Below are 18,656 nucleotides of genomic sequence, written 5' to 3' on the forward strand. Positions count from 1 at the left end.
GCGCACCACACGACAGGCACATAGCTCAGTTGGTTAGAGCACCACCTTGACATGGTGGGGGTCGTTGGTTCGAGTCCAATTGTGCCTACCAAATCCCAGAAAGGGCGATCAGAAATGATCGCCCTTTTTGCATTTGCGCGCGACGCAGCGTGTAACGTTTGGTCGCGGCTCGGGCATGGCCCGCCATGCTAGAATCCGCCCCTTCGAATCTGGAGGTACACGCGTGCGCAAACTGGCTGTGGTAATGGCAGTGCTCGCCCTGGCGGGCTGTGAGAACGAGGTCGAAGGCGTGCACAAGCAGGTGGCCGAACACCTGCACAACCCCAAGACGGCCAAGTTCGGCAACGTGCGGATCGACACCCAGGGCACCATCTGCGGCCAGGTTCGCGGCAAGGACGATGCCGGGCAGTACGAGGCCTACCGCAGCTACGTGGCGATCAAGCGCGATGGCCAGTACGACATCATCGTCGATGACACCGGCAACAACCTGCGCATCCGTGAGCTGTGCGGTGGTGCTGACCTGCAGCGCCGTGCCGACGCGCTGGCCGACCAGCCGGCCCCCGAGGGCTGGGATGTGGAAGTGGTGCAGGGCGCCAACATGGGCGCGCTCAGCGACATGACCGCACGCCTGATCGAAAAGGGCATCCCGTCGTCGGTGGAATACCGCGACGGCAAGCCAGTGGTGCTGATGGGGCCATTCCCGACCCGTGAAGCCGCGCAGGCGCGCCGGGACGAAGTAATGGCCAAGCTGGGGACAGATTCGGTGGTTATCCAGCACGGCGTAGCCCGCTAACACCCCGGGTTCCACAAGCTGACGCGGTCTCTTGTAGGAGCGGGTTTACCCGCGAAGAGGCCAGAAGCCCTGACACAAGGTCGTTCAAGCAGATAGCCAGGTTGCCGGTCCCGGCCCTTTCGCGGGTAAAACCGCTCCTACAGGGGATCGTGCCCAGCCTTGGCCGCTGAGTAAAACCCAGAGCCAGAACGCGAGATAGACACCTTTCAGCCAACTTTGGCTATGCTTGGGTTGGGAGATGCTGAACGGGGGGAACCTCATGTCTACACTGGAGCGGGCCATTGCCGTGGCCGCCAGGGCGCATGAAGGGCAATATGACAAGGGTGGGGCGGCTTATATCCTCCACCCGCTACGCGTGATGATGCGGGTTGCCACACCTGAACAACGGATTGTCGCGGTGCTTCACGATGTGATCGAAGACACCCCGTTGACCCTGTCCGACCTGGCGCGCGAGGGCTTCGCGCTTAAAATCCTTGCCGCCTTGCTGGCGCTTAGCCGCCGCGAGGGCGAGGCCTACCAGGACTTCGTGGTGCGCCTGGGCGATGACCCGTTGGCGCGCACGGTCAAGCTGGCCGACCTGGCCGACAACAGCGACCTTACGCGCATCCCCTGCCCAGGCCCCGCCGACCTGGCGCGGCTGGTCCGTTATCGGGAAGCCAGCGCGTACCTGCAGGCATTGGCCTGAGGCTCAGCCACAGGCCTTGAGGTTGACCGGCCCGACAAATTCGTTACCGCGCCCCATCACACAGGCCACCCGCTGGTTGCGCTGCTGCTCCCAGGCTTGCGGCGGGTAGGTCTTGTTCCAGGCCTCGAACAACTGGCGGTCCTGTTTGGACAGGCGCAGGTTGTACTGCTTGCTCATGTAGAAATAGGTGCGCGCGATCATGCCGCGGACCGAGGGGCGCGGCATGACTTTCTTTGCCTTGAAATCGACCTGGGTCAGGCAGCTGCCATACTGCCCGCGCTGCTCGGGCAGCCAGCCGAAACTGAAGTTGCTGCGGTCGCCGTTGACCTCGCCGATGCTCGGCACCAGGTTGTGCAGGTCGGCCTCGGCGCGCTTGTACACCTCGTCATGCTGCGAGCACTGCTTGCGCCCGCCGCTTTGCCAGCACTGGCGCTGGTGGCCGATCTGCCAGGCCGGCACGATGTGCTCCCACTCGATGCGCGAAGCGCGCTGGGCACTCTTGCGTGGGGTATAGCCGCAGGAGGCCAGGTCGACTTTGTTGCCTTTGTACTTGCAGCCGCAATAGAACTCGGTTGATTGCGGTGCATACAGTTTCCAGGCGACCTTCTTGGCCTCCTGGAAGGTGCGCGGCGCATCGGCTTGAACAAGTGGAGCGGTCAGTAGCAGGCAGGCAGCGGCGAAAAGCGAAACTCTCATGCGTGGTCAGTCTTCCTTGGGCACGGTCCAGAAAACCTGCACGCCGCCGTCATCGCGGTGGGCGAGGGTAACGTTGTCGTTTTCGGCGATTTCCTCCAGCAGGGTTTCCCAGTCGTCCTGGCTTTCCTGTTCCAGGCGGAAGATCAGCGCCGCACGGCTGCGCTGGGCGGTGGGGCTGTTGATGATCTTCTGGATGCGGACACCCAGCTGTTCATAGCTGCTCGGGGTGGCGGAGGCGGTGCTGGACACAGGAATTTCCTTGTTTTGCTGTATGCACGTACAGTATTTCACTGTAAGTAATTTCGCAACAGCTTGTCAGGAGAAAACAGCACTGGCTTTCCTCGAGCGTTCGCACTGACGCGGCGGGTCTGGTGTAATGGCGGCAATTTACGGAAGCTGCGCATGTATCGATTTTTTTCTCGTTTTCCCTCTTCTACCAGCCTGGTCCTGCTGTTTGCAGGTGGCCTGGGCGCCAATGGCGCTGCCAGGGCCAACGCGCCCGATGCAGTTTTCATCGATCCCCTGGTGGTCACCGGCGCCTATGCGCCGACCAGCACGTTCGACCTGCCGTTTTCGGTCGATACCATCGACCTGTCCCATGGCACCGATGGCCAGCTTGGCGTCAACCTCTCGGAGGTACTGACCAAGGTGCCGGGGTTGGTGGTGCAGAACCGCCAGAACTATGCCCAGGACCTGCAGATTTCCTCGCGGGGCTATGGCGCACGCTCGGCCTTCGGCGTGCGTGGCATCAAGCTGTTGAGCGATGGTATTCCCGCCAGTACCCCCGATGGCCAAGGGCAGGCGGCCACACTGAACCTGGACGTGGCCGAGCGCATCGAAGTGCTGCGCGGCCCGGCCGCGACGCTGTATGGCAGCAACGCTGGCGGGGTGATCCAGATGTTCAGCCGCGACGGCCAGGGCCCGGCCCGTGTGGGCGCCGAAACCACCTTTGGTAGCGACGGTTTCAACAAGAACCACCTGTCCGCCGAGGGCGGTACCGACACCGCCGGTTTCGTGCTGGATGCCTCGCGGCTGGACACCGATGGCTACCGCGACCACAGTGCCGCACGCCGTGACCAGACCTTCGCCAAGGTCAACTTCAAGCCCGACGGCGACTCGCGCATGGCGCTGATCTACAGCAGCCTGGAGCAGAACAACACCCAAGACCCGTTGGGGCAGACCTGGGACGCCTACAAGCACGACCCGCGCTCCACTGCCGCAGTGGCGCAAACCTACAACACGCGCAAGAGCATCGACCACCAGCAACTGGGCATGAACTACGAGCGTTACTTTGGCGAGGCCACCTTGCAGTTCAACCTGTACGCGGGGCAACGCAGCGTCGTGCAGTACCTGTCCATTCCCAGAGCGGTGGTCTCCAACAGTCAGCGTGGCGGTGGCGTGGTCGACTTCGACCGCGAATTCCACGGCGGCACCTTGCGCTGGATCCAGCCGGTTGCCGACGTGCCCGGTAACCTCACCTTCACCGTCGGTGCCGATTACGACCAGAGCAAGGATGACCGCCGCGGCTACCAGAACTTCAGTGGCGACCAGCTGGGCGTGAAAGGCGAGCTGCGCCGGGACGAGCAGGACACCGCCACCAGCCTGGACCCGTACCTGCAGGCGCATTGGGAAATCGGCAACTGGACCAGCGAACTGGGGCTGCGTTACAGCACCATGAAAATGCGCGTCGACGACCACTACCTGGCCAATGGTGATTCCAGTGGTTCGAAGAAGTACCAGCAGGCCACGCCGTCACTGTCGGTGATGTACGCGTTTACACCGGACCTGCGCGGCTACGTGAGCGTTGGCAAAGGCTTCGAAACCCCCACCCAGGCAGAAATGGCCTACGCACCGGGCGAAGTCGAAAGTTTCAACTTCGGGCTCAAGCCTGCCACTAGCATGCAGTATGAAGTGGGCGTGAAGTATCGGTTGAACGAGCGCACGCGGCTGAATGCGGCGGTGTACGAGATTCAGACCGATGACGAGATTGTCGTTGACCGTTCAACGGACGGCCGCACCAGTTACCGCAATGCGGGTCGCACCGTACGGCGTGGCTTCGAGGCGAGCCTGCAGAGTGAATTGAGCGAGCAGTGGCAGGCGACGGTGGTGTACACGCGCACCGATGCGCGCTACGCCGAAGATGTCAGCCAGGCCATCGAACGTGGCAACCGCCTGCCGGGCGTGCCGCTGGACAACTTGTATGGCGAGCTGGTGTGGAAGCCGGTTGCGTCGGTGAGCATGGGGCTTGAAGGGCAGTACCGCAGCAAGGTGTATGTAGACGACAGCAACGACGCCAAGGCGGCACCGGCATATGCCGTGTTCAACTGGCGTACGCGCTTTGAACAGCATGTCGGGGCGTGGACGTTCCACCAACTGGTGCGCCTGGACAACCTGTTTGATCGGCAGTATGTGGGCTCGGTGATTGTCGGGGATAGCAACGGGCGATACTACGAGGCGGCGCCTGGGCGTTCGTGGTATGCGGGGGCGGGGTTGGAGTATCAGTTCAGGTAGGGGGGCTGGCTTTGAAGCTTGCTCTGACCTTGAACGTTGCGCTGTACCTGTGGGAGCGGGCTTGCCCCGCGAACACCGGCGCAGCCGGTGCCATCTACCGCGTTGGGTTCTTCGCGGGCATGCCCGCTCCCACAGGGGTCGCGCCAGATGAAAACCCGCTCGGCCAACCCGCACAAGGTCATTTAACATAGCGGCATCGTTACCCCGATTCCGGAGCCCGCCGCATGAGCATCACCCACTTCCGCCAGCCTGTCGTCGCCGATGCCGAGCGCTGTTACGCGATCGAGATCGGCGCCTACGAGGGCGATGAAGCGGCCACGCTGGAGAAGATCCGCACGCGCATCAGCCAATACCCGCAAGGCTTCCTGTTGCTCGAAGACGCGCATGGCATCGTCGGCTTCATCAACAGCGGCTGTGCCCATGAAGTGGTGATGTCCGATGAGGCGTTCAAAGAGCTGGTCGGGCATGACCCGGTAGCGCTCAACGTGGTAATCATGTCGGTGGTGGTCGACCCTGCTCATCAGGGCAAGGGTTACGCCAAGCGGCTGATGAACGCGTTCATCGCGCAGATGACGGCGCAGGGCAAGCAGACCATTCACTTGATGTGCAAGGAACAGCACGTCGAGCTGTACCGCAAGATGGGTTACCAGTACGTGCGGCCTTCGCCTTCCGACCACGGCGGCATGGCCTGGCATGAGATGGTCATGAGCCTTTGAGACTTAACCCATACATGCCTTAAAGGCAGCGCTGGCCATGTGGGAGCGGGCGCGCCCGCGAAGCAGGCGACACGGTGTGAGGCAGGGGTGAGGCCCAGGGAAGCCGGAGCACACCCGCGCCCCGGCTTCACCTGGCCAAGCGATCAATACTCCCAGAAAATCCGCTGCAGCTCTTTGCTGTCCTGGGTCTTGGTCATTGCCACCATCGCCAGGATCCGCGCCTTCTGCGGGTTCAAATCATGGGCCACGACCCAGTCGTTCTTGTCATCCGGCTGTTCGGCGTTGCGCAGCACGAAACCACCCTGGTTGACGTGCGACGAGCGAATGATCTGCACGCCGTTCTTGCGCAGTTCCTGCAGCGCCGGCACCACCCGCGACGACACCGAACCGTTGCCGGTACCGGCATGGATCAGCGCCTTGGCGCCGTTTTGTGCCAGTGCCTTGTAGGCGGTGTCGGTGACGTTGCCATAGCCATAGGCGATGTCCACCTGCGGCAGGCTGCTGATCTGCTTGATGTCGAACTCGGAGTTGACCGTGTGGCGCTTGGCCGGCAGGCGGAACCAGTACGACTTGCCTTCCACGACCATGCCCATCGGGCCCCAGGCGCTCTTGAAGGCTTCGGTCTTGATGTTGACCGACTTGCTCACGTCACGACCCGACTGGATCTCGTCGTTCATGGTCACCAGCACGCCCTTGCCCCGCGACTGCTTGTCGCCGGCCACGGCCACGGCGTTGTACAGGTTGAGCATGCCGTCGGCGGACATGGCAGTGCCCGGGCGCATCGAGCCGACTACCACGATCGGCTTGTCGGTCTTCTCGACCAGGTTGAGGAAGTGGGCGGTTTCTTCCAGGGTGTCGGTGCCATGGGTGATGACGATACCGTCAACGTCCTTGCTCTCGGCCAGCTCGGCGACGCGTTTGCCCAGTTTCAGCAGGTCGTCGTTGCTGATGCTTTCCGAGGCGATCTGCATGACCTGCTCGCCGCGCACGTTGGCAATGTCGGCCAGTTCCGGCACGCCGGCGATCAGCTTGTCGACGCCCAGCTTGGCGGCCTGGTAGGTGGCGCTGTTGGCGGCGCTGGCGCCGGCGCCGGCAATGGTGCCGCCGGTGGCGAGGATGACCACGTTGGCCAGCTTCTGCTGGGTTTCGGCTTCCTTGGCCGAGGTGGTGGTTGGCAGGATCAGCAGCAGGGCGAGTGCGCTGGGGGCGAAGGTTTTCAGTGCGGCATTCATCGTTATTGTTCTCTCTCTTCCTAGTGAGATGGTTTTGAATCGCGCAGGCTTGCAGGCATCTTTCATACCAAGCCTGTGCGCGTTGCTTGTGTAGGAGCGGCCTTGCGTCGCGATGGGGTGCGCAGCAGCCCCAAAAATACGGGCTGCAGCACAGATCGCCGGGGCTGCTGCGCACCTCATCGCGACGCAAGGCCGCTCCTACAAGGGGCAGTGTTCCATTCGTGAATCCGAACAAGCTTAGGAAAAGGTGTTCGGTTTTTCGGAAAAATTCTGGATAATCAACGCCAGCAGATTTTGGCCCCGACAGCCAAACGGATTTGACAAACCCCGGTCCTGTTTCCATAGTTAGGTACCGCAAACGTTTGCGATCCGATAAAAAAACAAGATTCGGAGTCATCGTCCATGAAACTGCCGTTCCCCGGTCGTCTGCTGGCCCTCGCTGTCGTTTCCTCTCTGTCCCTGGCTTTGCCGTTGTCGGCTGCCCATGCCGAGGACAAGCCCAAGGTTGCCCTGGTCATGAAGTCGCTGGCCAACGAGTTCTTCCGTACCATGGAAGACGGCGCCAAGGACTACCAGAAAACCCACGCCAATGAATTCGAGCTGATCGCCAACGGCATCAAGAACGAAACCGACACCGGCGAACAGATTCGCATCGTCGAACAAATGGTCAATTCAGGCGCCAAGGCGCTGGTGATCGCCCCGGCCGATTCCAAGGCGCTGGTGTCGGCGGTGAAGAAGGCCATGGACAAAGGCGTGGTGGTGATCAACATCGACAACCGCCTGGACCCTGAACTGCTCAAGAGCAAAGGCATCAGCGTGCCCTTCGTCGGCCCCGACAACCGCAAGGGCGCACGCCTGGTCGGCGACTACCTGGCCAGCCAGAAGCTCAAGGCCGGCGACCAGGTCGGCATCATCGAAGGTGTGCCGACCACCACCAACGCCCAGCAGCGCACTGCCGGCTTCAAGGACGCCATGGAAGCCGCGCAAATGAAGATCGTCTCGGTGCAAAGCGGCAATTGGGAAATCGACAAAGGCAACGCCGTCGCCGCCTCCATGCTCAACGAATACCCCGACCTGAAAGCCCTGCTGGCCGGCAACGACAGCATGGCCCTTGGCGCCGTGTCGGCCGTGCGCGCCGCCGGCAAGGCCGGCCAGGTGCAGGTGGTGGGTTACGACAACATCAACGCCATCAAGCCGATGCTTGCCGATGGCCGCGTGCTCGCCACCCTCGACCAGGCCGCCAGCCAGCAGGCGGTGTACGGCATCCAGGCCGCACTGAAAATGGTCAACGGCGAAAAGCCTGACGTGGATGCCGACAACGTCATCCAGACCCCGGTCGAACTCATCACCAAAAAGCCCTGACGCTCAGGAGAAACGGCCATGCCTGCATCGGCCAATGAAGTGGTGCTCGCCGCCAGCGGCCTGGGCAAGACCTACGCCCAGCCGGTGCTGGGCGAAGTCAGCCTGACCCTGCGGGCCGGCGAAGTGCTGGCCCTGACGGGCGAAAATGGCGCGGGCAAGAGCACCCTGTCCAAGCTGATCAGCGGCCTGGAGAACCCTACTACCGGGCACATGACCTACCGTGGCCAGGCCTACGCGCCGGCCAGCCGCCGCGAGGCCGAGCGCCTGGGCGTGCGCATGGTCATGCAGGAACTGAACCTGCTGCCGACCCTGACCGTGGCGGAGAACCTGTTCCTGGGCAACCTGCCCAGCCGCTTCGGCTGGATCGGCCACAAGCGCCTGCGCCAGTTGGCCAGCGCCGCCATGGCCCAAGTCGGGCTGGAGGCCATCGACCCGGACACCCCGGTCGGCGAGCTGGGTATCGGCCACCAGCAGATGGTCGAGATTGCCCGCAACCTGATCGGCGACTGCCATGTGCTGATCTTCGACGAACCCACCGCCATGCTCACCGCGCGTGAGGTGGAGCTGCTGTTCACCCAGATCGAGCGCCTGCGCGAGCGCGGAGTGGCCATCGTCTACATCTCGCACCGCCTGGAAGAGCTGCAACGCGTGGCCCAGCGTATCGTCGTGCTGCGCGACGGCAAGCGGGTGTGCGACGAGCCGATCCAGCGCTACAGCAGTGCCGAGCTGGTCAACCTGATGGTCGGCCGCGAACTGGGTGAGCATATCGACCTGGGCCGCCGGCAGATCGGCGCGCCGTTGCTCAAGGTCGACAACCTCAGCCGCAGCGACAAGGTGCGTGATGTGTCGTTCGAAGTCAGGGCAGGGGAGATTTTTGGCATTTCCGGGCTGATCGGCGCCGGCCGTACCGAGCTGTTGCGCCTGATCTACGGCGCCGACCGCGCCGACAGCGGCAGCATTGCGCTCGGCCAGCCGCCGCAAGCTGTCACCATCGACTCGCCCAAAGCCGCCGTGCGCGCCGGCATTGCGCTGATTACCGAAGACCGCAAAGGCGAAGGCCTGCTGCTGACCCAGTCGATCAGCGCCAATATCGCCCTGGGCAACCTGGGCGCCGTGTCACGGGCCGGTGTGCTCGATGGCGAGGCGGAAAGGGCCTTGGCCGAACGGCAGATCCAGGCCATGCGCATTCGCAGTGCCGGCGCCCAGCAGGTGGTCGGTGAGCTGTCTGGCGGCAACCAGCAGAAGGTGGTGATCGGCCGCTGGCTGGAGCGCGACTGCCAGGTGCTGCTGTTTGACGAACCAACCCGTGGCATCGACGTCGGCGCCAAGTTCGACATCTATGGCCTGCTGGCCGAGCTGGCGCGCCAAGGTAAAGCCTTGGTGGTGGTGTCCAGCGACCTGCGCGAGCTGATGTTGATCTGCGACCGCATCGCCGTGCTCTCGGCCGGTCGGCTGATCGACACCTTCGAGCGTGGCCAGTGGACGCAGGACCAGTTGCTGGCCGCCGCCTTCGCCGGTTATCAGAAACGTGACGCGCTGCTGCATGAGGCAGCCCCCAGGATGGACGCATGAAAACCACCCCGCTCGACAGCCAAAGCGCCGCCCCCGTGCGCCGCACTGGCACCTACTTTGGCCTGGGCACCTACCTGGGCCTGGCCGGCGCGTTATTGGCGATGGTCGTGCTGTTCTCGTTCCTCAGCAGCCACTTCTGGTCGTACAGCACCTTCAGCACCCTGGCCAACCAGATTCCCGACCTGATGGTGCTGGCGGTGGGCATGACCTTCGTGCTGATCATCGGCGGCATCGACTTGTCGGTGGGCTCGGTGCTGGCGTTGGCCGCCTCTGCTGTGAGCGTGGCGATTCTCGGCTGGGGCTGGGGCGTGCTGCCCTCGGCGCTGCTGGGCATGGCCGTGGCCGCGCTGGCGGGCAGCATCACCGGGGCTGTCACCGTGGCCTGGCGCATCCCGTCGTTCATCGTCTCGCTTGGCGTGCTGGAAATGGCCCGCGGCCTGGCCTACCAGTTCACCGACTCGCGCACCGCGTATATCGGCGATGCCTATGCCTGGTTCTCCGACCCGGTGGCCTTTGGCATCTCGCCGGCCTTCATCATCGCCTTGCTGGTGATTGTGCTGGCCCACCTGGTGCTGACCCGCACGGTGTTCGGCCGCTACCTGATCGGCATTGGCACCAACGAAGAGGCCGTGCGCCTGGCCGGCATCGACCCGCGCCCGTACAAGGTGCTGGTGTTCGCCCTGATGGGCCTGCTCGCCGGCCTGGCCGCGCTGTTCCAGATTTCGCGGCTGGAAGCGGCCGACCCCAATGCCGGCTCCGGCCTGGAGCTGCAGGTGATCGCCGCCGTGGTGATTGGCGGCACCAGCCTGATGGGCGGGCGCGGCTCGGTCATCAGTACCTTCTTTGGCGTGCTGATTATTTCTGTGCTGGCCGCAGGGCTGGCGCAGATCGGTGCCAGCGAACCGACCAAACGCATCATCACCGGGGCGGTGATCGTCATCGCCGTGGTGCTCGACACTTACCGTAGCCGGCGTGCAGGCCGGCGGAACTGACAACATGGCAACCATTAAAGATGTCGCGGCATTGGCGGGTATTTCCTACACCACCGTGTCCCATGTACTGAACAAGACCCGACCGGTCAGTGAGCAAGTGCGGCTGAAAGTGGAGGCTGCCATCATCGAACTGGATTACGTGCCCAGTGCGGTGGCGCGTTCGCTGAAGGCGCGCAGCACGGCCACCATCGGCCTGCTGGTGCCCAACAGCGTCAACCCGTACTTCGCCGAGCTGGCGCGGGGCATCGAAGACGCCTGCGAACGCAACGGCTATTGTGTGATCTTGTGCAACTCCGACGACAACCCACAGAAGCAGCGCAGCTACCTGCGCGTGCTGCTGGAAAAGCGCATCGACGGCCTGGTGGTGGCTTCGGTGGGCCAGGACAGCGACCTGCTGCAAAGCCTGGCCAGCGTGCGCACGCCCATGGTCATCGTCGACCGCGAACTGGAAGGCGTGGATGCCGACCTGGTGCGCATCGACCATGAGCAGGGCGCCTACCTGGCTACCCAACACCTGCTGGAGCTTGGCCATCGTGACATCGCCTACATCGGCGGCCCGGCCGAAACCGGGGTTACCCAGCTGCGCCTGAGCGGCTTTCGCCGGGCCATGGCCGAGGTGCAGGCGCCGGTGCTGGGCAACCGCGTGCTGCACTGCGACTTCACCAGCCCCGGCGGGCATGCAGCAGCGGCGCAGGTGCTGGAGGGCAAGCGGCCTACGGCGATTTTTGCCGGCAACGACATGATCGGTTTTGGCGTGCTGCGTGCGGCTGCCGAACGCAATATCAACGTACCCGGCGAGCTGTCGGTGATCGGCTTTGACGACATCGAACTTAGCCGCTACGTGTACCCACCGCTGACCACGGTTGGCCAGTCGATCCGCGAGCTGGGCGAGAGCGCCGCCTCGCTGCTGCTGACGCGTATCGGTACACCCCGGCAGGGCGCAGCGGAGCAACGCATTGTTGCCCCGCGCATCGTCCTGCGCGAATCCACCGGGCCACGCCCGGCCCTGTTCAACGATTACCGCTAACGCTAAGGAAACAGCATGAATGCCAAGGTCGTGGTGGTCGGTAGCCTCAATATGGACCTGGTGGCCCGCGCCCAGCGCCTGCCCCGGGCTGGTGAAACGCTCCCCGGCGAAAGCTTTTTCACTGTGCCGGGCGGCAAGGGTGCCAACCAGGCCGTAGCCGTGGCGCGGCTGGGTGGCAGTGTGGCGATGATCGGCAATGTTGGCGACGACGATTACGGCCGGCAGCTGCACCGGGCGCTGTATGTCGAGGGCATCGACTGCCAGGGCGTCAGCACCTGCCCGGGTGTGTCCAGCGGCATTGCCCTGATCACCGTGGATGCCGCCAGCCAGAACTGCATTGTCATCATACCGGGCGGCAATGGCCTGCTGACGCCGCAATCGGTGCAGCGTTTCGATGCGTTGTTGCAGGGGGGCGAGGTGGTCATCTGCCAACTGGAAGTGCCGGCCGAGACCGTGGCCTGGACCTTGGCCAGGGGGCGTGAGCTGGGCAAGCAGGTGATCCTGAACCCGGCGCCCGCCACCGGCCCGTTGCCGGCGGACTGGTTCGCGCACATCGATTACCTGACGCCTAACGAAAGCGAGGCCGAGGCCCTGACCGGCATCCCGGTCACCGACCAGGGCAGCGCCCTACGTGCTGGCGCGCGCTTGCTGCAACTGGGCGCGGGTAAAGTGATCATCACCCTGGGCGCGCAAGGGGCCTTGCTGGTGACTGCCCAGGGCCATCAGCATTATCCGGCGCCCGTGGTGCAGCCGCTGGACACTACCGCGGCTGGCGACACCTTCATTGGCGGCTTTGCTGCCGGCCTGGTGCGCGGGCTGGAGGAGGGCGAAGCCATTGCCTTTGGCCAGCGTGCGGCGGCGCTGTCGGTTACCCGCGCCGGTGCGCAGCCATCGATCCCCTACCTGGCGGAGCTGACGCCATGAAGAAAACCCCGCTGCTGAACATTGCCCTATCGCGGACCATTGCCGGCATGGGGCATGGCGACATCCTGGTGATCGGCGATGCCGGGTTGCCGGTGCCGCCGGGTGTCGAGCTGATCGACCTGGCGATTACGCCAGGTTTGCCGGACTTCGCCAGCGTGTTGCGGGTGGTGTTGAGCGAATTGCAGGTAGAGCGGCATGTGCTGGCTGAAGAAATGCAGAAAGTGGTGCCGCCGGCGCTGGTCGAGATTGAACGTTTGAAAGGCAAGTTGGGCAAGCGCGAGTGGCTGAGCCATGAGGACTTCAAAGTGCTGTCGCGCAGTGCCCGGGCGGTGGTGCGTACCGGAGAGTGCCAGCCGTACAGCAACATTGCCCTGATTTCCGGGGTTACGTTCTGACAGCTGATACGCCATTGTCCAGGCCAGCCCGTTCCCCTGTAGGAGCGGCCTTGTGTCGCGATGGGGCGCGAAGCGGCCCCGGCAATTGATGCTGCGAAGCTGAAAATCTGGGGCCGCTTCGCGCCCCATCGCGACACAAGGCCGCTCCTACAGGGATCGCGGTGTGCTTGTGACATTTGATTTGGCAACAAGGAGTGCCCACCCCATGCTCAAACCCTTGCTACAAGGACTCGCCTTCATGGCCACCGCCACCGCCCTTCAGGCTGCCCCGATCGACCTGATCATCGACACCGACCCCGGCGCCGACGACGTGGTCGCGCTGTTTCTGGCCATGGCCTCGCCCGAAGAACTCAACATCCGCGCCATCACCACCGTAGCCGGCAACGTGCGCCTGGATAAAACCTCGCGCAACGCCCGCCTGGCCCGTGAATGGGCCGGCCGCGAAGACATCCCCGTCTACGCCGGCGCCGGCCGCCCGCTGGTGCGCACGCCCATCTACGCCGCCGACGTCCACGGTGAAGAGGGCCTGACCGGCGTTCAGGTCCATGAACCGAAAGCCCCGCTGGCCCAAGGCAACGCCGTGCAATACCTGGTCGATACCCTCGGCACCGCCAAACCCCACAGCATTACCGTGGCCATGCTCGGCCCGCAGACCAACCTGGCGCTGGCACTGATACAGCGCCCGGACATCGCCAAGGGCATCAAGGAAGTGGTGGTCATGGGCGGTGCGCATTTCAACGGCGGCAACATCACCCCGGCGGCGGAATTCAACCTCTACGCCGACCCGCATGCCGCCGAAGTGGTACTGGCCAGCGGCGTGCAACTGACCTACCTGCCGCTGGACGTCACCCACAAACTGCTGACCAGCGACGCCCGGCTCAAGCAGTTGGCAGCGGTAAACAACCACGCCAGCAAGCGCGTTGTGGACATTCTCAACGTTTACGTCACCCACGACATGGACCTGTACGGCATGCCTGGTGGCCCGGTACACGACGCCAGCGTCATCGCCTACCTGCTAAAACCCGAGCTGTTCAGCGGCCGGCGCATCCATATGAGCATCGACAGCCGCGAAGGCCCGACTTTTGGCCAGACCATTGCCGACTGGTACGGCGTGCTCAAGCAGCCGGCCAATGTGCTGTGGGTGGAGCAGGGCGATGCCCAGGGGCTGTTCGACCTGCTCAGCGCCCGGTTGGCGCGATTGCAATAGCCGCGTGCGGCGCGTAGCGCTCCAGCACTTGCTCGATGAAGCTGCGCGCCGCCTCGGCGCCGCGATCGCGTACCAGCAGGTCGATGCCGATCAACAGCAACTCCTCTGGTGTGCCAGGGCTGTACGCGCTCTGGCCCTCGGCCCACTTGACCTTGATATCGGCATCGATGCTGTGGCTGCTCATGAAAAGCTCTCGCTAGGGGCCCGGAACGAAGGGATGAACACTGACCCTGGTGTTCGATGGAGGCGGGATGCGCTCCACTTCTTGCAGCAAATCATGGCTTTGCGCCAGTGAGCCTGCGCGCTAAGCATATGGCAAACGCAGCGGGTTGTGCAAAATCCGGTCACGATTGCTTTTCGCCTCGCTGCTACAGTTCAGGCAGACTTGACCGGTTTTGCAACAAATGATGAGCGGAACTGTCCGATCAGGCAGTTCCCAGACCGATTTAGGAGGCTTCATGTTCCGTACCCGTGCTTACCTGGCAACCCTGGCGGTGGCTGCTGTCCTGGCTGGTTGCAGCACTGGTGGCAACGCTGGCGGTGGCGCAGCACCGGCCACCCCGGCAGGCAACGATGGCCGCTGCGAAGCCAGCGGCGCCGACTTTGCCATTGGCAAGCCGGCCAGCGCCGACCTGCTCGAGCAGGCACGCAAGGCCAGCGGCTCGCAGATGGCGCGCATTCTCAAGCCGCACGACGTGGTTACCCTGGAGTACCGCTCCGAGCGCCTGAACCTGAATGTGAATGAGCAAGGTGTGGTGACACGCGTCAACTGCGGTTGATGCCCGGTGCTGCGCAGGCCTCAAGGCTGACACGATCCCTGCCTGTAGGAGCGGCCTTGCGTCGCGATGGGGCGCGCAGCGGCCCCGGCCATTTATGCTACGAAGCTGAAATCTGGGGCCGCTTTGCGGCCCTTTCGCGACACAAGGCCGCTCCTACAAGAGTAAGCCGCGCCTGCAGAAGCTGCATAGCTGGCAAACCCCCATAAAAAAACCCGCCACAAGGGCGGGTTTTTTTACAGCTATCCGAATTACTCCGGACGAACCTGTGCAGCCTGCATGCCCTTCTGGCCGCGCTCGGCGACGAAGGAAACAGTCTGGCCTTCTTTCAGGCTCTTGAAGCCGTCAGATTCGATGGCTTTGAAGTGTACGAACAGGTCGTCGCCGCCGCCTTGTGGGGTGATGAAGCCGAAGCCTTTCTCATCATTGAACCATTTGACGGTGCCGGTTTGGCGATTGGACATGGGGTGAATCTCCAGACATTTAATTTTTCAGAGGTGCAATTGCAGCGGAAGCTGCCCAGCACGGAGTACATCATAGTCTAATTCTGCGCATCTAGCCCCTATTACCTTCGCCGGATCTTGATTCAGCTCAAGGAATCGTCAACCCGACGCGGCTTTAAGGTTTCAGCTCTTCGGTGCGCAGGCCTGTTTCACAACGGTTTGCGCCTTCTGCATCAGCTTGGCGTCCACGCCATCCTGGCTGTCCAGGTCGGCAATCTCGGCGTCGGTGAAATTCTTCTTGATGGCTTGGGCGCCACAGTCGCAGTGTTTTTTCGCGGTCGCAGCATCAACGCCCTGGCCGCTGGCCACCTGCGTGCACTGGGCCATGTAGCCAGCCTCCTTCCCGGGTGGGAAGTTACCGGCGTTGGCCGCCAGGGGCAGCAGCAGGGCGCCAGCGGCCGCCAGGGCCAGAAGAGACGGAACTCGCATAACCAGTTACTCCTTGGGTTAAGGTCTCATCAAGAGTAGGTTGCTTCCCAAAGTCTGATAGGACTTTTTCCGCGTTAGTTCACCCGAAAGATGTAATTGCCAAATATTTCTGCCTGGGGTGCAACCCGCGTGCTAGCATGCTCGGCTTGTGGTCGCGCCGTTGCCGGCCGCCGCTATCTTTATTTCTTTCCAGTCACTCTGGTTCGTCCCTGGCAAGCCGAAAGGCTTCTGCCACTGTGAGGCAGGCTTCCTTTAAAGGAAGGCAGGTCGGATCTTGTACTGGCTCATCCCAACCCACGTGACCTTTGGTAGGGGTCACCACTAGGAGAGGAGGCGCCATGCCCGTTATTACTCTTCCCGATGGCAGTCAACGTTCGTTTGATCACGCCGTATCCGTAGCCGACGTAGCCGCATCCATCGGTGCCGGCCTGGCCAAGGCCACCGTGGCCGGCAAGGTCGACGGCAAACTGGTCGACGCCTGCGACCTGATCAGCCACGACGCCACCCTGCAGATCATCACCCCTAAAGATGCAGAGGGACTGGAGATCATCCGTCATTCGTGTGCCCACCTGGTTGGCCACGCGGTGAAGCAGCTGTACCCGACCGCCAAGATGGTTATCGGCCCGGTCATCGACGAAGGCTTCTATTACGACATCGCCTACGAGCGGCCCTTCACCCCAGAAGACATGGCCGCCATCGAAAAGCGCATGATGGAGCTGATCGAAAAAGACTACGACGTGGTCAAGAAGGTCACCCCGCGCGCCGAAGTCATCGATGTGTTCACCGCCCGTGGCGAAGACTACAAGCTGCGCCTGGTCGAAGACATGCCGGATGAACAGGCCATGGGCCTGTACTACCACGAAGAATACGTCGACATGTGCCGTGGCCCGCACGTGCCGAATACCCGCTTCCTCAAGGCATTCAAGCTGACCAAGCTGTCCGGCGCCTACTGGCGTGGCGATGCCAAGAACGAGCAATTGCAGCGTGTGTACGGCACCGCCTGGGCTGACAAGAAGCAGCTGGCGGCCTACATCCAGCGCATCGAAGAAGCCGAAAAACGCGACCACCGCAAGATCGGCAAGCAGCTCGATTTGTTCCACCTGCAGGAAGAAGCCCCGGGCATGGTGTTCTGGCACGCCAACGGCTGGACCGTCTACCAGGTACTCGAGCAGTACATGCGTGGCGTGCAGCGCGAAAACGGCTACCAGGAAATCAAGACCCCGCAGGTTGTCGACCGCATTCTGTGGGAGCGTTCCGGCCACTGGTCCAACTACGCCGAGAACATGTTCACCACTTCGTCGGAAAGCCGTGACTACGCGGTAAAACCGATGAACTGCCCGTGCCACGTGCAGGTGTTCAACCAAGGCCTGAAAAGCTACCGCGACCTGCCGCTGCGCCTGGCCGAGTTCGGTGCCTGCCACCGTAACGAGCCGTCCGGCGCCCTGCACGGCATCATGCGCGTGCGTGGCTTTGTACAGGACGACGCGCACATCTTCTGCACCGAAGAACAGGTGAAGAAAGAAGCCGCCGACTTCATCAAGCTGACCCTGGACGTGTACAAGGACTTCGGTTTCAGCGACATCGCAATGAAACTGTCCACCCGTCCGGCCAAGCGTGTCGGGTCCGAAGAGCTGTGGGACCGTGCCGAAGGTGCACTGGCCGACGCCCTGAACGAATCCGGCCTTGAGTGGGAATACCAGCCAGGCGAGGGCGCCTTCTACGGCCCGAAAATCGAGTTCACCCTGCGCGACTGCCTCGGCCGTAACTGGCAGTGCGGTACCCTGCAGTACGACCCGAACCTGCCAGAACGGCTGGATGCCAGCTATATCGCCGAAGATAACAGCCGCGTGCGCCCGGTCATGCTGCACCGTGCCATCCTCGGTTCGTTCGAGCGCTTCATCGGCATGCTGATCGAGCACTACGCGGGCGTGTTCCCGGCGTGGCTGGCCCCGACCCAAGCGGTGATCATGAACATCACCGACAAACAGGCCGATTTCGCCCTTGAGGTTGAGAAATCTCTGAACGGTAGCGGTTTCCGTGCCAAGTCGGACTTGAGAAATGAGAAGATCGGCTTTAAAATCCGCGAGCATACTTTGCTCAAGGTCCCGTACCTTTTGGTTATAGGGGACCGCGAAGTCGAAACGCAAACCGTCGCTGTGCGCACTCGCGAAGGTGCAGACCTGGGCTCCATGCCCGTCGCCCAGTTCGCTGAGCTGCTGACACAAGCGGTTTCCCGGCGTGGTCGCCAAGAATCGGAGTAATGACTATTAAGCGTGAAATGAGAAACGATAAGCGTGCTGTACCGAAGGCCCCGATCAACGAGAATATCTCGGCCCGCGAGGTTCGGTTAATTGGCGCAGACGGCGAGCAGGTTGGCATCGTCTCGATTGATGAAGCGCTGCGTATCGCTGATGAAGCGAAGCTGGACCTGGTAGAAATCTCTGCAGACGCGGTACCGCCTGTCTGCAAGGTCATGGACTACGGCAAGCACCTCTTCGAAAAGAAGAAGCAGGCTAACGAAGCCAAGAAAAACCAGAAGCAGATCCAGATTAAAGAAATCAAGTTTCGTCCAGGGACGGAGGATGGGGATTACCAGGTAAAACTACGCAACCTGGTACGTTTCCTTACCGATGGGGACAAGGCCAAGATCTCTCTGAGATTCCGCGGCCGTGAGATGGCCCACCAGGAGCTGGGCATGGAGCTGTTGAAGCGGGTCGAAGCCGACCTCGCCGAATACGGCACCGTTGAGCAGCATCCGAAGATGGAAGGACGCCAGCTTATGATGGTCATCGCCCCCAAAAAGAAGAAGTAATCTCCCGGGCACGGCAGGCCTGAT

The 18,656-nt window shown here is 62.6% G+C and carries 20 protein-coding genes and 1 tRNA gene; 15 read left to right on the top strand and 6 right to left on the bottom strand.

Features of this window, described 5'->3' with window-relative positions:
• Positions 1-14 precede the first annotated feature (14 nt).
• The 3 genes from ACIP02_RS26785 (at position 15) to ACIP02_RS26795 (ending at position 1,478) form a co-directional block, all read left to right on the top strand.
• Positions 15-91 (top strand) — tRNA-Val (locus ACIP02_RS26785).
• Positions 92-223: 132 nt separating this feature from the next.
• A complete protein-coding gene (locus tag ACIP02_RS26790; protein WP_400622764.1) occupies positions 224-793 on the top strand; it encodes an SPOR domain-containing protein in 570 nt (189 codons plus the stop codon).
• 259 nt (positions 794-1,052) lie between these two features.
• Complete coding sequence (locus ACIP02_RS26795; protein ID WP_400622766.1) at positions 1,053-1,478, top strand: GTP pyrophosphokinase; 426 nt, start codon at positions 1,053-1,055, stop codon at positions 1,476-1,478.
• A 3-nt stretch (positions 1,479-1,481) separates the two neighbouring features.
• Here ACIP02_RS26795 and ACIP02_RS26800 read toward each other — a convergent pair whose 3' ends face one another.
• Positions 1,482-2,174 carry an endonuclease gene (locus tag ACIP02_RS26800; protein WP_400622768.1) on the bottom strand — a complete coding sequence of 231 codons (693 nt, stop codon included), beginning with the start codon at positions 2,172-2,174 and terminating at the stop codon, positions 1,482-1,484.
• A 6-nt stretch (positions 2,175-2,180) separates the two neighbouring features.
• Positions 2,181-2,423, bottom strand: coding sequence for a DUF1654 domain-containing protein (locus ACIP02_RS26805; RefSeq protein ID WP_201206812.1), 243 nt, complete (start codon positions 2,421-2,423; stop codon positions 2,181-2,183).
• A gap of 153 nt (positions 2,424-2,576) precedes the next feature.
• Between ACIP02_RS26805 and ACIP02_RS26810 the strand changes: the two genes are divergently transcribed.
• Together ACIP02_RS26810 and ACIP02_RS26815 are read left to right on the top strand one after the other, a co-directional pair.
• Positions 2,577-4,685, top strand: coding sequence for a TonB-dependent receptor family protein (locus tag ACIP02_RS26810; RefSeq protein ID WP_400622771.1), 2,109 nt, complete (start codon positions 2,577-2,579; stop codon positions 4,683-4,685).
• A gap of 224 nt (positions 4,686-4,909) precedes the next feature.
• On the top strand, positions 4,910-5,401 hold the full coding sequence (locus tag ACIP02_RS26815; RefSeq protein ID WP_400622773.1) for a GNAT family N-acetyltransferase: 492 nt from the start codon (positions 4,910-4,912) through the stop codon (positions 5,399-5,401).
• Between the two features lie 143 nt (positions 5,402-5,544).
• Here the strand turns inward: ACIP02_RS26815 and ACIP02_RS26820 are convergent, their stop codons facing one another.
• Positions 5,545-6,633, bottom strand: a complete 1,089-nt coding sequence (locus ACIP02_RS26820) for an asparaginase (RefSeq protein ID WP_400622775.1) — start codon at positions 6,631-6,633, stop codon at positions 5,545-5,547.
• A gap of 402 nt (positions 6,634-7,035) precedes the next feature.
• Here ACIP02_RS26820 and ACIP02_RS26825 point away from each other — a divergent pair, with 402 nt between their 5' ends.
• The 7 genes from ACIP02_RS26825 to ACIP02_RS26855 all read left to right on the top strand — a co-directional run bounded on the left by ACIP02_RS26825 (position 7,036) and on the right by ACIP02_RS26855 (position 14,112).
• Positions 7,036-7,995 (top strand): sugar ABC transporter substrate-binding protein, encoded by a 960-nt coding sequence (locus tag ACIP02_RS26825; protein ID WP_400622777.1) that lies wholly within the window; start codon positions 7,036-7,038, stop codon positions 7,993-7,995.
• Between the two features lie 18 nt (positions 7,996-8,013).
• Positions 8,014-9,567: a sugar ABC transporter ATP-binding protein gene (locus ACIP02_RS26830; protein WP_400622779.1), complete on the top strand. Its 1,554-nt coding sequence runs from the start codon at positions 8,014-8,016 to the stop codon at positions 9,565-9,567.
• Complete coding sequence (locus ACIP02_RS26835; RefSeq protein WP_400622781.1) at positions 9,564-10,559, top strand: ABC transporter permease; 996 nt, start codon at positions 9,564-9,566, stop codon at positions 10,557-10,559. Before ACIP02_RS26830 ends, ACIP02_RS26835 begins: the two co-directional genes overlap by 4 nt.
• A 4-nt stretch (positions 10,560-10,563) precedes the next feature.
• The gene (locus ACIP02_RS26840; protein ID WP_400622783.1) at positions 10,564-11,586 is read left to right on the top strand and encodes a LacI family DNA-binding transcriptional regulator; all 1,023 of its coding nucleotides are present in this window, start codon (positions 10,564-10,566) and stop codon (positions 11,584-11,586) included.
• Positions 11,587-11,601: 15 nt separating this feature from the next.
• On the top strand, positions 11,602-12,510 hold the full coding sequence (gene rbsK / locus ACIP02_RS26845; RefSeq protein WP_400622785.1) for a ribokinase: 909 nt from the start codon (positions 11,602-11,604) through the stop codon (positions 12,508-12,510).
• Positions 12,507-12,905 carry a D-ribose pyranase gene (rbsD, locus tag ACIP02_RS26850; protein WP_400622787.1) on the top strand — a complete coding sequence of 133 codons (399 nt, stop codon included), beginning with the start codon at positions 12,507-12,509 and terminating at the stop codon, positions 12,903-12,905. The genes rbsK and rbsD overlap by 4 nt, the downstream gene beginning before the upstream one ends.
• A 205-nt stretch (positions 12,906-13,110) precedes the next feature.
• Entirely contained in the window at positions 13,111-14,112 is a 1,002-nt protein-coding gene (locus ACIP02_RS26855; RefSeq protein ID WP_400622789.1) for a nucleoside hydrolase, read from the top strand.
• Here ACIP02_RS26855 and ACIP02_RS26860 read toward each other — a convergent pair.
• The gene (locus tag ACIP02_RS26860) at positions 14,084-14,296 is read right to left on the bottom strand and encodes a hypothetical protein (RefSeq protein WP_201204633.1); all 213 of its coding nucleotides are present in this window, start codon (positions 14,294-14,296) and stop codon (positions 14,084-14,086) included. The genes ACIP02_RS26855 and ACIP02_RS26860 overlap by 29 nt on opposite strands.
• Positions 14,297-14,570: 274 nt before the next feature.
• Here ACIP02_RS26860 and ACIP02_RS26865 point away from each other — a divergent pair, with 274 nt between their 5' ends.
• Positions 14,571-14,891, top strand: coding sequence for an I78 family peptidase inhibitor (locus ACIP02_RS26865; protein WP_400622791.1), 321 nt, complete (start codon positions 14,571-14,573; stop codon positions 14,889-14,891).
• 248 nt (positions 14,892-15,139) lie between these two features.
• On the opposite strand, the gene ACIP02_RS26870 is transcribed toward ACIP02_RS26865, so the two are convergent.
• Both ACIP02_RS26870 and ACIP02_RS26875 read right to left on the bottom strand, forming a co-directional pair.
• Positions 15,140-15,352, bottom strand: a complete 213-nt coding sequence (locus ACIP02_RS26870) for a cold-shock protein (RefSeq protein ID WP_012273095.1) — start codon at positions 15,350-15,352, stop codon at positions 15,140-15,142.
• Between the two features lie 162 nt (positions 15,353-15,514).
• Positions 15,515-15,820 (bottom strand): hypothetical protein, encoded by a 306-nt coding sequence (locus tag ACIP02_RS26875; protein ID WP_400622793.1) that lies wholly within the window; start codon positions 15,818-15,820, stop codon positions 15,515-15,517.
• Positions 15,821-16,158: 338 nt separating this feature from the next.
• On the opposite strand from ACIP02_RS26875, the gene thrS reads away from it, so the two are divergent.
• Entirely contained in the window at positions 16,159-18,081 is a 1,923-nt protein-coding gene (gene thrS, locus ACIP02_RS26880) for a threonine--tRNA ligase (RefSeq protein ID WP_201204627.1), read from the top strand.
• On the top strand, positions 18,081-18,632 hold the full coding sequence (gene infC, locus ACIP02_RS26885; protein WP_012052879.1) for a translation initiation factor IF-3: 552 nt from the start codon (positions 18,081-18,083) through the stop codon (positions 18,630-18,632). The genes thrS and infC overlap by 1 nt, the downstream gene beginning before the upstream one ends.
• Positions 18,633-18,656 lie beyond the last annotated feature (24 nt).

This window comes from Pseudomonas sp. NPDC089408 (genome assembly GCF_044749445.1).
GTDB lineage: Bacteria > Pseudomonadota > Gammaproteobacteria > Pseudomonadales > Pseudomonadaceae > Aquipseudomonas.

Coding starts and splice junctions, on each gene's coding strand:
- ACIP02_RS26795 (WP_400622766.1), top strand. CDS start 1,053: ATGTCTACACTGGAGCGGGCCATTGCCGTGGCCGCCAGGGCGCATGAA.
- ACIP02_RS26800 (WP_400622768.1), bottom strand. CDS start 2,174: ATGAGAGTTTCGCTTTTCGCCGCTGCCTGCCTGCTACTGACCGCTCCA.
- ACIP02_RS26810 (WP_400622771.1), top strand. CDS start 2,577: ATGTATCGATTTTTTTCTCGTTTTCCCTCTTCTACCAGCCTGGTCCTG.
- ACIP02_RS26815 (WP_400622773.1), top strand. CDS start 4,910: ATGAGCATCACCCACTTCCGCCAGCCTGTCGTCGCCGATGCCGAGCGC.
- ACIP02_RS26820 (WP_400622775.1), bottom strand. CDS start 6,633: ATGAATGCCGCACTGAAAACCTTCGCCCCCAGCGCACTCGCCCTGCTG.
- ACIP02_RS26825 (WP_400622777.1), top strand. CDS start 7,036: ATGAAACTGCCGTTCCCCGGTCGTCTGCTGGCCCTCGCTGTCGTTTCC.
- ACIP02_RS26830 (WP_400622779.1), top strand. CDS start 8,014: ATGCCTGCATCGGCCAATGAAGTGGTGCTCGCCGCCAGCGGCCTGGGC.
- ACIP02_RS26835 (WP_400622781.1), top strand. CDS start 9,564: ATGAAAACCACCCCGCTCGACAGCCAAAGCGCCGCCCCCGTGCGCCGC.
- ACIP02_RS26840 (WP_400622783.1), top strand. CDS start 10,564: ATGGCAACCATTAAAGATGTCGCGGCATTGGCGGGTATTTCCTACACC.
- rbsK (WP_400622785.1), top strand. CDS start 11,602: ATGAATGCCAAGGTCGTGGTGGTCGGTAGCCTCAATATGGACCTGGTG.
- rbsD (WP_400622787.1), top strand. CDS start 12,507: ATGAAGAAAACCCCGCTGCTGAACATTGCCCTATCGCGGACCATTGCC.
- ACIP02_RS26855 (WP_400622789.1), top strand. CDS start 13,111: ATGCTCAAACCCTTGCTACAAGGACTCGCCTTCATGGCCACCGCCACC.
- ACIP02_RS26860 (WP_201204633.1), bottom strand. CDS start 14,296: ATGAGCAGCCACAGCATCGATGCCGATATCAAGGTCAAGTGGGCCGAG.
- ACIP02_RS26865 (WP_400622791.1), top strand. CDS start 14,571: ATGTTCCGTACCCGTGCTTACCTGGCAACCCTGGCGGTGGCTGCTGTC.
- ACIP02_RS26870 (WP_012273095.1), bottom strand. CDS start 15,352: ATGTCCAATCGCCAAACCGGCACCGTCAAATGGTTCAATGATGAGAAA.
- ACIP02_RS26875 (WP_400622793.1), bottom strand. CDS start 15,820: ATGCGAGTTCCGTCTCTTCTGGCCCTGGCGGCCGCTGGCGCCCTGCTG.
- thrS (WP_201204627.1), top strand. CDS start 16,159: ATGCCCGTTATTACTCTTCCCGATGGCAGTCAACGTTCGTTTGATCAC.
- infC (WP_012052879.1), top strand. CDS start 18,081: ATGACTATTAAGCGTGAAATGAGAAACGATAAGCGTGCTGTACCGAAG.